The organism is Candidatus Edwardsbacteria bacterium RifOxyA12_full_54_48 (genome assembly GCA_001777915.1).
GTDB lineage: Bacteria > Edwardsbacteria > AC1 > AC1 > EtOH8 > UBA2226.
In genome coordinates this window covers 359506-371986 of sequence record MFFN01000006.1, presented here as the reverse complement: position 1 = coordinate 371986, position 12481 = coordinate 359506, and the positions used below count along the sequence as shown (strand labels likewise).

Here is a 12481-nt window from a genome sequence, read left to right as displayed (position 1 = left end):
AAAATGCAAAATGCAAAATGTAAAATTAAAAATTCAAATTGAAAAATGAGCCTGCAGAAGAATGAAATATCAGAACGCCTGTTGAATTTTGCCGCCGCCATAATCAAATTAATGGGAACCTTGGCAAAGACCGCAGCCGGATTTCACATTTCGAAACAGCTGATGAGAGCTACGACCTCGGCCGGGGCAAATTATGAGGAATGCTGCGGGGCAGAAAGCAAGAATGATTTCATCCATAAGATGCAGATCGTTCTGAAAGAATTAAAAGAATCGTTGTATTGGCTAAGGCTTATTCGCAAGGCTCAATTAGTACCCGACGTTCAAACAGACGACTTATTCAAAGAAGCAACCGAGTTGGTTAAAATAATTGCGAAGTCAGTGGTAACTGCCAAGCGCGGCAAACAATAAATTTGAAATTTACAATTTAATATCTGCATTTTGAAATATTAAATTGACCAGTCATGCTTCCAAGAAAAAGGAGATATAAATGACCAGAACCCTGGGCGATATCACCAAGGAGCTCAAGGACGGGATCATCGAGCCGGCCAAGGGCCAGGCCGAGAAGATACTGGCCGAGGCCAGACTTGAGGCCGAGGCCATCAAAGCCGGGGCCCGCAGGCAGGCCGATGAGACGGTGTCCCAAGCCAAAGCCTCGGCCGGCCTGATAAAAAAGCAGATAGAGGCGGACCTGGACACCGCCGCCCGGAACTTCCTTTTGAAGGTGCAGGAGGATCTGGAGGGCTCGGTGGTCCGGCCGGTGCTGGATGAGGAGATCCGCCGGCTGGCAGCCGCCCCGGGATTCATGACCCAGATGATGGAGCAGGTGCTGGCCGCCTTTTCCAAGGGCGCCGGGAAGGAAACCAGGATAGAACTGCTGCTGCCGGAGAAGCAGAAAAAAGAACTGGAGGCCTGGTTTCTGGACAAATGCAGCCACAAGATGCTGGGCCAGGTGGACGTCCGCTTCACCGACCAGATCAGCTTCGGCTTCAAGCTGGGACTTCAGGGGAGCGGCACCCATTTCAACTTCAGCGACGGACTGGCCGAGGCCCTGGCCGATTTCTGCTCCCCCCGCTTCCGCAAGCATTTCTTTGCTCCCAGGGAGAAATAAATTCCGTGGGCAATTATTATTACCTGATGTCCCTGCTGCCGCCCCTGCCGGCGGCCCTGGGCCAGCCCCTGGGGGCGGAGGTAACCTGGCTGGCGGCCCAGGCCCGGCAGAACATAGCTCCGGCCGACCGGGAAACGCTGGAGGTCCATCTGCTTTGCGCCGACGTGGCCAATTTCATCAGCCGGGAATCGGGCCGGGAAAAATTCCTGCCGGGGGGAAGACTGACTTTGGAGGGTATCGACACCCAGGAGGGCCTGCCGGAGGTGATCCTGGATTTTCTGAAAGGGCAGGCTGACGCCCCGGCCCGGCCCTATGTCTACGATCGTCTGTGGGAGATGTATCACGCCCGGGCCCTGGGGACAGCTGAGAGGTCCGGCAATGCCTTTTTGAAAAAATACCTGCCCTGGGAGATCCAGTTGCGCAATGCGCTGTCGTCATGGCGGGCCTCTGCGGCGGGCCTGGATCCGGCCGGATATCTGGTGGCCCCGAACCAGGCGGGCTACAGTTTCGATAAATTGCTCTCCGGCCTCGGGGAATGCCCCGGCCCGCTGGAGGCGGAGAGGTACCTGGACCGGGAGCGGCTGAAGTTCATCTCGGGCTGCCTGGACCATGACGGCTTTTCGCTGGACGCCCTGCTGGGACATCTATCGCAGGCCTATATATTTTCCCGGTGGCAGGATCAGGGAAAGCCATTCGACCTGGATAAAATAACATTTGCCGGAGAAGTTAAGTGACGGATAAGACCATAGGAAGAGTGGTATCGGTCAACGGGCCGCTGGTGGTGGCCGAGATCGATCCCGGCCGGGAGGTGATGCAGAACGAGGTGGCCTACGTCCACTGCCAGGGGCAATCGCTAAAGTCGGAGGTCATCAGGATCCGGGGCCGCCAGGTGGACATGCAGGTATTCGAGAGCACCGCCGGACTGATGATCGGCGACCGGGTCGATTTCTCCGGACAGGTGCTGTCGGCCGTGCTGGGGCCGGGCATGCTGGGCAACATCTACGACGGCCTGCAGAACCCGCTGGCCCTGCTGGAGAACAACCAGGGCTTCTTCCTGAAGCGGGGACAATACCTTCCGCCTTTGGACGAGGAGAAGCTGTGGGACTTCGTTCCCCTGGCCAAAAAGGGGGACCGGGTCAAGGCGGGGGAATACCTGGGGGAGGTCACCGAGGGGCTGTTCGGCCATCCCATAATGGTCCCCCTGGCGCTTTCCGGCAATTGGGAGATCACCGAAATATCCCCGGCCGGCAAATACAAGATATCCCACACCATCGCCAAAATAAAAAACCAGGATGGTCGAGAGATCAATGTTACCATGAAACAGGAGTGGCCGGTAAAACAGCCGATGCGGGCCTACCGGGAGCGGCTGCTGCCGGACAAGCAGCTGCTGACCCAGTGTCGGCTGATAGACATCTTCTTCCCCCTGGCCGAGGGCGGCACCGCCTGCATCCCCGGCCCCTTCGGGGCCGGCAAGACCGTGCTGCAGCAGATCATCTCCCGCTATGCCGAGGCCGACATCGTCATCATCGTGGCCTGCGGGGAGCGGGCTGGCGAGGTGGTGGAGACCATCCGGGAGTTCCCCCAGCTGGAGGATCCCAAGACCGGGCGCTCCCTGATGGACCGGACGGTGATCATCTGCAACACCTCCTCCATGCCGGTGGCGGCCCGGGAGGCATCCATCTACACCGGGCTGACCCTGGGCGAGTACTACCGACAGCTGGGCCTGAAGGTTTTGCTGCTGGCCGACAGCACCTCGCGCTGGGCCCAGGCCCTCAGAGAATCCTCAGCCCGCTTGGAGGAGATCCCAGGCGAGGAGGCCTTCCCGGCCTATCTGGAGAGCCGGATCGCCGCGGTCTACGAACGGGCCGGGGTGGTCAAACTGCATAATGAGAGCACCGGCTCGCTGACCATGATCGGCAGCGTCTCCCCGGCCGGGGGCAACTTCGAGGAACCGGTGACCCAGAACACCCTGAAAGTGGTGGGGGCCTTCCACGGGCTGTCGCGCAGCCGCTCCGACCAGCGGAGGTATCCGGCCATCGATCCGCTGATATCCTGGAGTCTGTACCTCAAACAGATGGAGGATTTCCTGAACCGGCGCCATCCGGAATGGGTGGAGATGGTGGGGGAGACCCATAAGCTGATGGCCGACGGCAACGCCGTCCGGCAGATGATGCTGGTGGTGGGGGAGGAGGGCATCTCCCTGCCCGACCTGGTGAGCTACCAGAAATCGGAGATCGTGGACGCCACCTGCCTGCAGCAGGATTCCTTCGACCCGGTGGACAGGGCCACCTCGCGCGACCGGCAGATAGAGGATTTTATTTTATTGACCGAGATGGTCCGCCACCAATTCGATTTTGAGAACAAGCAGCAGGCCCGGGACCAGATGACCCGCCTGCAGAACCTGTTCTTCCAGATGAAGTACAGCCCCTACCAGGGCGAAAAATATACGGGATACCGCCGGGAGATAGGCGCCATGCTGGGCAAGGAGGAGGCCAGATGATCCAGGAATATAATTTGATCTCCCGGATCCAGGGGGACATCATCACCGTCCAGGCCGCCGGCATCCGCAACGGCGAACTGGCCACAGTCAAGGGACAGGGCCGCTCTTCGCTGGCCCAGGTGATCCGCCTGCAGGGCGACCAGGTCTTCCTGCAGGTGTTCGCCGGGACCCGGGGCATCTCCACCGGCGACCAGGTGCGGTTCCTCAAACACCCCATGCAGGTGGCCTTCGGGGAGGCCCTGCTGGGAAGGATCTTCAACGGATCGGGCCAGCCGATGGACGGCGGGCCGGAGTTGAAAGCACTGCCCAAGATCGAGATCGGCGGACCGTCGGTCAACCCCATCAGGCGGGTGATCCCCCGGGGATTCATCGAGACCCGGGTGCCGATGGTGGACGTCTTCAATCCGCTGGTGGAGAGCCAGAAGCTGCCCATCTTCGCTGCGGCCGGCGAGCCCTACAACGAACTGCTGGCCCGGATAGGGATGCGGGCCAACGCCGACGTGGTGATCCTGGGAGGCATCGGCCTGAAATACGACGAGTATCTGAAATTCAAGAATTCCTTCGAGCAGGCCGGGGTGCTGTCCCGGACCATCATGTTCATCCACACCGCCTCCGATCCGGTGGTGGAGCGTCTGCTGGTGCCGGACCTGGCCCTGGCGGCGGCCGAGCAGTTCGGGGTGCAGGGGAAAAGGGTGCTGGTGCTGCTGAGCGACATGACCGCCTTCGCCGACGCCCTCAAGGAGATCGCCATCTCCATGGACCAGGTGCCCTCCAACCTGGGCTATCCCGGCTCGCTGTATAGCGACCTGGCGGCCCGCTACGAGAAGGCGGTGGATTTCGAGGGGGCCGGCTCCATCACCATCCTGGCGGTGACCACCATGCCGGGCGACGACGTCACCCATCCGGTGCCGGACAACACCGGCTACATCACCGAGGGGCAGTTCTACCTGCGCAAGGGAGTGGTGGAGCCCTTCGGCTCGCTGTCCCGCCTCAAGCAGCTGGTGATCGGCAAGGTGACCCGGGAGGACCACGGCCACATCATGAACAGCATGATCCGGCTCTACGCCAAGAGCCGGGAGGTGGAGCAGAAGCTGGCCATGGGCTTCGATAAGACCCCGGAGGACGATCGCTATCTGGACTACTCCCAAAAGTTCTACCGGCGGTTCCTGGACCTGAAGGTGGATATCGGGCTGGAACAGGCCCTGGACCTGGGCTGGCAGACCCTGGCCGAGTGCTTCACCCCGGACGAGGTGGGGATCAAGCAGGAGATGATAGACAAATACTGGCCCAAGAAAAATTGATCTATGCCGGAGAACATCAAACTAAATAAGGTCTCCTTAAGGGAGCAGAAGCAGAAGCTGGGAATGTACCAGCGGTTCCTGCCGGCCCTGGAGGCCCGGAAGCAGCTCTTTCTGCTGCAGCAGGCACAGGTCAGAAGAGCCATCCGGGAGAAGTCGCTTCAGCTGGAGGCTTCGCTGGAAAAGGCCGGGGCCTTCTCGTCGCTGTTCCGGGAGATGGAGGGACTTTTAGGGCCGTTCCTGGAGATCGAGCAGCTGAAAAGCTCGGTCAAGAATTTCGCCGGCCTGAAAGTGCCGCAGTTGGACGGCATTGTCTTCCGCCAGCCGGCCTACGGATTCTTCGACACGCCCTATTCCTTCGAGACCGTCCGGGACACCGCCCGTAGTATCATCTACTTAAAGACCGAATTGAGATTCCTGCGGGACCAGGAGGCCCTGCTGTCCGAGGGGCTGCGCAAGACCAGCCAGCGGATCAACCTCTACGAACAGCGGCTGATGCCGGACTGCCGGGATGCCATCCGGCACATCAACGTCTATCTGCAGGACCAGCGGGCGGTGGCGGTGGGGGTGGCCAAGGCGGCCAAGCGCTTGAGCGCCGTGTCGTTTTAAATGCCGGTAGTTGAGTGCCCCGCCTGCCTCGATACATCTGTTCAGCAAGCCGGCGATAAAGCCAAACCTGACTGAACAGCCACTCGGTCAACGGCGGGGCGTATCGAAACCACCGCATAAATTCTGAAAATCATAATATTCGGAGAATCAAAAATTGTCCATCGCCCCCATGACACGGATCTACATGGTGGGCCCTTCCCAGGCCAGGGAGAGGGCCATGGCCCTGTTGCAAAGCGCCGGGGTGGTGCATATCGACCTGCCGAAGGAAAAAATTTCCAGGATCGCCGACCTGCCGGAGCTGAAAAAGATAGATGCGGTCCTGAAGGCGCTGGACAGATACGCCGACGGGGACGGCATATCCGATGATCAGATACCCGACGATCAGCTTGTCTTCCGGGTCGAGTCCCTGCTGCACCGGCTCAGCGAGGCCACCGCCCGGCTGGCCCATCTGGATGGTTTGATCACCGACTTGGAGCCCTGGGGCGACTTCGACCCGGCCCATGCCGAAGAGCTCCGCCGGCACGGGCTGTATGTCAACCGCTACCGGGCGGCCCAGAAGGACCTGGAGGCGGTAAAGATCCCCCAGGACGCTTATCTCCAGGTGGTGTCGCAGAAGAAATATCCGCTGTTCTTCGTCATCTCCCATCGTCCCGAGCTAGAAGTCTTTCACGCCGCCTTGCTGGGCTGGCCCGAGATGGGCCTGGAGCAGGCCCGCCGGGAACAGCAAAGCTTGACGCAGCAGCAGGAGATGGTCAGAAAAACCCTGGCCGGGCTGGCCGGCAGAAGGGAGGCGGTCAAAAAGCAGTATAGAGAGGCGCTCAACCGGGCGACCTTAGAGCACGGTATCGCGGCCCTGCATTCCCAGGAATATCTTTTCGGGCTGGAGGGCTGGCTGCCGGCCGAAAATGAATCCCTTTTACAGAAAACAGTCAGCGACAGCGGCCTCCCCCTGAAGATCGAGATGAGGAAACCCTCGCCCGACGAACAGCCGCCCCTGCTGTTGAAGAACAACTGGTTCATTAAACGGATCGAGCCCCTGCTCAAACTCTACGGCCTGCCCCGGTACCGGGACATCGATCCCTCGTATTTCTTCGCGCCGTTCATGATACTGTTCTTCGGCATCTGTTTGAGCGACGCCGGTTACGGGCTGGTCTTTCTGCTGGCGGCCCATATTATGGAAAAGAAACTGGGGCCCAAGAACCCCGCATTGATCCTGCCTCTGAGATTGTGCCAGGCCTTCGCCGTCTCCACCATCGTGGTGGGCTTGATCACCGGTTCGGTGTTCGGCTACGAATTCGCCAGCCGCCAGTGGATACTGTTGGACGTCTCGGTGGGCGCCGGGGACCCCATGCTGTTCTTCTACCTGGCCCTGGGGCTGGGGGTATTGCATCTTTCCTTTTCGTATCTGCTGGGGATGCTCCAGGCCCAGAACTTTCAGGGCGTCCTGCAAAAATTGGCCACTCTGCTGGTGCTGTGGGGCGGGGTAAGCTTGGTCAGCCGCAACATATGGTTCACTAATGCGGCATACAGCCCGATACTCTATTACGCCGGTTCGGGGCTGATCATCCTGGGCCTGTTGCTGACGCTGTTATTTTCCTCCGACCACAGGAACTGGCTGGCCCGCATCGGGCTGGGGCTATGGAGCATCTACGGGCTGACCGGGCTGATCGGCGACCTGCTGTCGTACGCCCGGCTGTTCGGGCTGGGCATCGCCACCTCGGCCATCGCCTCGGTGATGAACCAGCTGGCCGGGATGGTCTACGGCTCGGCCGGTCCGGCTTTGGGCATCCCGCTGGCGGTGCTGATCCTGATCGCCGGCCACAGCTTCAACCTGGCCCTGTCCATACTGGGAAGCACGGTCCATTCCGCCCGGCTCCATTTTGTGGAGGCTTTTAAGAATTTCTTCCAGGGCGGGGGCATAGAATACAAACCCTTCAAAACCGAAAGAGGATAGACATGAAAAAGAAACTTACCATCCCGGCCCTGTTCCTGCTGTCGCTGATGGCCGCCGCACCGGCCCTAGGTCAGGAGGCTCCGGCCGCCTTCGTCTGGGCGCCCCTGTTGGCCAAGATGGCCCTGGGTTTAAGTCTGTCGCTGGCCCTGAGCGGCTCGGCCATCGGCCTGGTGATATCCTTCCAGGCCCTGCTGGCCGGGGGCGAGGAGAATTTTTACAAGAACATCGCGGTGGCCCTGATGCCCTCCACCCAGGGGATCTACGGGATGGTGATATTCTTCACCAACTTGGGCGGCTTCGCCACCGACCCCTACACCGTGGCCGGCAAGGCGGCCATCGCCAGCGTGATATTGATGATCAGCGCCTGGTACCAGGGGATCGTCTGCGCCGCGGGGATAAAGAGCATACAGGAGGGGAAGAATACGCTGGGGAACGCGCTGGTGGCCGGGGCCATGCCGGAGACCTACGCAGTGTTCGCTTTGGTAATGACGTTTATACTAAAGTAGATGTTTCGTATTTTTATTGGAAATTGATGAATTGCACGCCTTATAAAAGGGGAATGTGAAATGAAAAGAATAGTATATTTAATGTTGATTACAGCTTTGATGTATTCCTGCAGTAATAAAACGAGCAGTAATGAGGCGGGGAAAAATATAAATTCATCAAACAACGCTTCTTTGAGATTCAAGAATATCATAGAGAAAGCCGTAAAAGTATTTCCAAATGACAGTGCCTCAATTTGTCAATTTTATTATGACTGGTTCCCGGCAAAAGACAGCAAAGAACTTGATGAACAAATTAAACGTCTGGAAATATTAACTTCCCAAGAATCCATTGATAGATATACTGAGGTTAATAATAAGTTAAAACAATTACTGCTTGAGATAACAACGAAAAAGTCATTAAGTAAATCACAAGCTGATATATTGGTAAAACTTTATTCCGACTATGATTATTTTACCGGTGAAGCACTTTTTTCACAGCTGCTTACAAATGATGATGAAAATTACGGTTTGGTTTGGAAGACGTTTCAAATAATGTCAAATGAAAGTAAAAAGGATACCTGTTTTATTTCAGCATTGATCAAATTGAACAGTAATATAATGACAAATGCTGAATTAGGGGAAGCAATGCCGGATTTTATTGTTAAAGCAATTCAAAATAATCCCTATGGTTTTCTTGAAATGTATAAGCAAAGAAAAGTTGATCAAAAGAAAGATTTCTCCCAATATATTTCAGTATTTGACGAGCCTGATAAAAAGTTAATCAAGATATACACTGGTATTTCTAAAAACGCAGAGAATGAGGTTTATAGAAAATTAGCAAAAGAGTTAATTGATAATAAAAACGGCACATAACGTATTTTAATATTCATTCAAATGAAGGATTAATTTGAATGTCCGATATTCTGGCTACAATAAAGCTCATAAACGACGAGATTGACAAATATGGCAAAGTCAAAAGCAGTTAGCGGCCGAAAGGACCCAAAGGAATACATGAAGCTTGCAGTGGAGGTAATGAAAAAATCCATACCTGAACGCAAGAAGAATGATCCGAGCCCGTATGTGGGTGCGGTGCTTGTTTTTCCAGACGGATCGGTTGAGACTGCATATCGAGGCGAATATCGAGAAGGGGACCATGCGGAATATACGGTGCTTGACAAAAAGAATCGTCACCGTGAGGTATCCGGTTGTTGGTTATTTGCTACGCTTGAGCCATGCGCCCCCGGTGCCCGCAACGCTCCGAAAGTAAGTTGCGCAGAACGTATCGTAAATGCCCGGATTTCCGACTTGTGGTTTGGCATTGAGGACAAGAATCCAAAAGTCGACCACGGGGGAATTGATTACTTAGTAGAAAACGGGGTAAAGGTCCACCAATTCTCTCCTCAGTTTCATAAGGAGATAGAGGATGTGAATAAGAAATTTATGAAATGGGCATACATGAAGAACGAGGAAGAGAAGCAGGCTAAGAATAAGCCTGCTGCCCACTTGGATGAGCGGGCTGCTTCAACAAACATGGACAGCTTGTCGGATGAGGCACTACAAAATTTCCTGAACGAATCAAAAAGAAAATACAAACCGAGGTCAGCCGCATTTATTCAAGAATTGAAGGAAATGGACTTGCTGGAATATGACTCAAAGAAAAAAACTTATTTACCAACCGGCAACGCCATTTTGCTCTTTGGCAAATCGCCGCGGAATAAATTTCCACAGGCGGGCATTAAGGCCAAAGTGAATTATGCTGATGGGAAAACAGATACAAAGACTTTTGATGACGCGTTAGTGCTTTTACCCGATCAGGTGGAAGCCTGGTTGAGAAAAGTTTTGCCTGCAAGTATTGATCGTACAACATTCAAGGCCGTGCATGTTCCATCCTTTCCTATTCCAGTAATCAGGGAAGCAGTTATAAACGCCATTACACATCGTGACTATTCCAGGGATGGTGCGAAAGTTCAACTTGAAGTGTACGAGGATAGGATTGTTGTTAAGAGCCCAGGCGAACCTTTTCCGCCAATTACCATTGAGGCAATGAAGAATTTTACTGCCACCTCATACAGCCGCAACAAGAAACTTACCTTTGTATTCAATGAAATGGACTACATGGAAGAAGTTGGTTTGGGGATGGACACTTTTAAATCCATCAGGGCTAAGTATAATCTGCCATTGCCGATAATTGAGTATGATGGTTTGAATGTGGTTGTGACTTTCCCAAGAACGGTTGAGGCAGTGAAAAAGGCAGGCAGTAAAGCAATGGGCAAACTTACCGGTGAAGAATTTGAAGGCTATGAATGGATAAAAGGTAAGGAAGTAGTGTCAGCAAAAGAATATGCCACACACATGAAAATCACCTCAAGACAGACAAGCAGACATCTAAGCAAAATGCTCAAGCTTAAACTTGTGAAAACGAATGGAGAGAAACCCAAGTCGCCAAAACTGAAGTACACTGTAACATAGACATTAACATAGACATAATGTCCATGTTGAAGATGATATTGAAATGACGAGGGAATAGGGGCAATTTACATCGAGACATTAATCGCGACATCGTGTCGCGATAGGTTTTAATGATAAACATAGACATTGAGATAGACATGGTGTCTATGTTAAAAATAGAAATAGAGGTGACCATCATCATGATGATGGTGGTGGCGACGACGATGACGTTGACGACGACGACGATGGCGATGGCGATGATGATGATGGTGGTGGCCGGAGCCATGTCGGAGACATATGCAGTGTTCGCACTGGTGATGACGTTTATTTTGAAATAGATAAGGCCTGTTTTCTATAAAAAAACATCATTATTTACCAGAGCACTTAATTAATTGCCTAATGCCCGAAGACAAATGGATTTATTCTATAAGGAAGCCAGCCTGTGCGCCGAAGCAAAGCGCAGGTGTAGAACGCAGGAATCGATAGGGTTTTTACAGTTAAGTGTTCATAGTTCGGCATACTCACTACAAGTGGTTTCATGGACTCCTAATAAAATTCTTACTTATTTACTGACCCCATTAATAACTTCAGATAAGATGGTTATACCATGGATCAACCGAACAAATCCCCGGAAAACAGTGATCGGGATAAAACCACCTCCAAGCGGGACGTGGTCAACATTTGGCTGGACTCCCTGGATGAATTGTTTTCCGATTTCGATCCCAGATCGTATCTTAAACGCACCGTATCGGACGATTTCATCGCCCAGGTCAGGAAAGTGGTTGCCGACCAGCAAGGGAAAGAAATGATCCTGCGGCTGCAGCTGCCGGCCGGAACAAGAAACGAACAGGATGAAGAAATAATCGCCGTCCGCCTGCAGCTTTATTTCACGGAAAGATGCAACCAATTTAAGAAAGAAAGGCAAAATGGAATCCGCAATGCCGTCATTTTGACCCTATCGGGCATTGCCTTGATGATCTTTGCCAGTTACATCACTTTTTTAAATTCGGAAAGATACTACCTTCAGCTGCTCCTGGTGTTATTCGAGCCGGGCGGATGGTTCTGCCTCTGGACGGGACTTGATCGTTTGATCGATTATTCGGGAAAACGAAGAAAGGAACTGGATTTTTATTCAAGGATGGCCACGGCCCAAATTCAATTCAGCACGATCTGATGCCTGGAAAGGAATACTTTTCATAGTCCAAAAATACGGAGGCGGTTAGCTCTCCAACGTCCGGCGCATCAAGGCGGCAGAAAACCTTGCCTCGGAAATACACCGATCTGATTTTATTTTACAGGTGACGCATGAACCGGTTTGCCGTTGTGGCGGATATTCATGGCAATATTTGTGCCCTGGAAGCCTTTCTGGATGATATTAAACGCAGGAAGATAACCGAGGTGGTCAACCTGGGGGACAATGTCTCCGGGCCGTTATGGCCCAAGGAGACCATGGAGGTGCTGAAGGGCAACAGCTGGGTGAACCTGAACGGTGATCACGACCAGCGGATCGTCAGCCAAACCCCGGAACAGCTGGGACTATCCGACCGCTTTGCCCGGGAAAGACTTTCCTTCGATGATTTGAAATGGCTTGAACAACAACAATCGTTCACCCGGATCGGTGATGGAATCTCCGCCTTTCACGGCTCCCCCGGGGATGAAAAACAATACCTGCTGGAGACCATCGGGAACAACAGGATCCATTTGTCAAGCCGGGAGGAGATAGTGGCCAGGGTCGGGGATCAAAGAACCCCCCTGATGCTTTGCGGCCATTCGCATACCCCAAGATGCGTAAGGCTCGACGACGAGACCACCATAATCAACCCGGGCAGTCTGGGGTTGCAGGCCTATGTCGAGGAAGGGGCCGATGGACATATGGTGGAAACGGGCTCTCCCCACGCCCGGTATGCCGTCATTGATCTTGAAGAAGGAAAGTGGGCGCTGGAGTTCATCGCATTAAAATACGATTGGGACAAAGCCGCCCGGCAGGCCGGAAAGCAAAACAGGCCTGATTGGGAGAAGGCCTTGAGTTCCGGTTATTTGTCATGATATTATATGTGAAATCAGGCAACTAAAGTACGG

13 protein-coding genes are annotated in these 12481 nt (G+C 54.0%); all 13 read left to right on the top strand.

The window, feature by feature from the left end:
* Positions 1 to 45 precede the first annotated feature (45 nt).
* The 13 genes from A2273_01510 to A2273_01450 all read left to right on the top strand — a co-directional run bounded on the left by A2273_01510 (position 46) and on the right by A2273_01450 (position 12448).
* Complete coding sequence (locus A2273_01510) at positions 46 to 408, top strand: hypothetical protein (protein ID OGF06909.1); 363 nt, start codon at positions 46 to 48, stop codon at positions 406 to 408.
* A 79-nt stretch (positions 409 to 487) separates the two neighbouring features.
* Complete coding sequence (locus A2273_01505) at positions 488 to 1108, top strand: hypothetical protein (GenBank protein OGF06908.1); 621 nt, start codon at positions 488 to 490, stop codon at positions 1106 to 1108.
* A gap of 5 nt (positions 1109 to 1113) precedes the next feature.
* Complete coding sequence (locus A2273_01500) at positions 1114 to 1842, top strand: hypothetical protein (GenBank protein OGF06907.1); 729 nt, start codon at positions 1114 to 1116, stop codon at positions 1840 to 1842.
* Positions 1839 to 3608: a V-type ATP synthase subunit A gene (locus A2273_01495; GenBank protein ID OGF06906.1), complete on the top strand. Its 1770-nt coding sequence runs from the start codon at positions 1839 to 1841 to the stop codon at positions 3606 to 3608. Before A2273_01500 ends, A2273_01495 begins: the two co-directional genes overlap by 4 nt.
* A complete protein-coding gene (locus tag A2273_01490) occupies positions 3605 to 4909 on the top strand; it encodes a V-type ATP synthase subunit B (protein ID OGF06905.1) in 1305 nt (434 codons plus the stop codon). The genes A2273_01495 and A2273_01490 overlap by 4 nt, the downstream gene beginning before the upstream one ends.
* A gap of 3 nt (positions 4910 to 4912) precedes the next feature.
* The gene (locus A2273_01485) at positions 4913 to 5515 is read left to right on the top strand and encodes a hypothetical protein (GenBank protein OGF06904.1); all 603 of its coding nucleotides are present in this window, start codon (positions 4913 to 4915) and stop codon (positions 5513 to 5515) included.
* A gap of 154 nt (positions 5516 to 5669) precedes the next feature.
* The gene (locus tag A2273_01480; protein OGF06903.1) at positions 5670 to 7469 is read left to right on the top strand and encodes a hypothetical protein; all 1800 of its coding nucleotides are present in this window, start codon (positions 5670 to 5672) and stop codon (positions 7467 to 7469) included.
* A 2-nt stretch (positions 7470 to 7471) separates the two neighbouring features.
* A complete protein-coding gene (locus A2273_01475; GenBank protein OGF06902.1) occupies positions 7472 to 7975 on the top strand; it encodes a hypothetical protein in 504 nt (167 codons plus the stop codon).
* 60 nt (positions 7976 to 8035) lie between these two features.
* Positions 8036 to 8827: a hypothetical protein gene (locus A2273_01470; protein ID OGF06901.1), complete on the top strand. Its 792-nt coding sequence runs from the start codon at positions 8036 to 8038 to the stop codon at positions 8825 to 8827.
* Positions 8828 to 8917: 90 nt separating this feature from the next.
* Positions 8918 to 10423: a hypothetical protein gene (locus A2273_01465; protein ID OGF06900.1), complete on the top strand. Its 1506-nt coding sequence runs from the start codon at positions 8918 to 8920 to the stop codon at positions 10421 to 10423.
* A gap of 110 nt (positions 10424 to 10533) precedes the next feature.
* Positions 10534 to 10740 carry a hypothetical protein gene (locus A2273_01460; protein OGF06899.1) on the top strand — a complete coding sequence of 69 codons (207 nt, stop codon included), beginning with the start codon at positions 10534 to 10536 and terminating at the stop codon, positions 10738 to 10740.
* Between the two features lie 269 nt (positions 10741 to 11009).
* Positions 11010 to 11576 (top strand): hypothetical protein, encoded by a 567-nt coding sequence (locus A2273_01455; protein ID OGF06898.1) that lies wholly within the window; start codon positions 11010 to 11012, stop codon positions 11574 to 11576.
* Positions 11577 to 11707: 131 nt separating this feature from the next.
* Positions 11708 to 12448, top strand: coding sequence for a hypothetical protein (locus A2273_01450; protein ID OGF06897.1), 741 nt, complete (start codon positions 11708 to 11710; stop codon positions 12446 to 12448).
* Positions 12449 to 12481 lie beyond the last annotated feature (33 nt).

Coding starts and splice junctions, on each gene's coding strand:
- A2273_01510 (OGF06909.1), top strand. CDS start 46: ATGAGCCTGCAGAAGAATGAAATATCAGAACGCCTGTTGAATTTTGCC.
- A2273_01505 (OGF06908.1), top strand. CDS start 488: ATGACCAGAACCCTGGGCGATATCACCAAGGAGCTCAAGGACGGGATC.
- A2273_01490 (OGF06905.1), top strand. CDS start 3,605: ATGATCCAGGAATATAATTTGATCTCCCGGATCCAGGGGGACATCATC.
- A2273_01485 (OGF06904.1), top strand. CDS start 4,913: ATGCCGGAGAACATCAAACTAAATAAGGTCTCCTTAAGGGAGCAGAAG.
- A2273_01475 (OGF06902.1), top strand. CDS start 7,472: ATGAAAAAGAAACTTACCATCCCGGCCCTGTTCCTGCTGTCGCTGATG.
- A2273_01470 (OGF06901.1), top strand. CDS start 8,036: ATGAAAAGAATAGTATATTTAATGTTGATTACAGCTTTGATGTATTCC.
- A2273_01465 (OGF06900.1), top strand. CDS start 8,918: ATGGCAAAGTCAAAAGCAGTTAGCGGCCGAAAGGACCCAAAGGAATAC.
- A2273_01460 (OGF06899.1), top strand. CDS start 10,534: ATGATAAACATAGACATTGAGATAGACATGGTGTCTATGTTAAAAATA.
- A2273_01455 (OGF06898.1), top strand. CDS start 11,010: ATGGATCAACCGAACAAATCCCCGGAAAACAGTGATCGGGATAAAACC.
- A2273_01450 (OGF06897.1), top strand. CDS start 11,708: ATGAACCGGTTTGCCGTTGTGGCGGATATTCATGGCAATATTTGTGCC.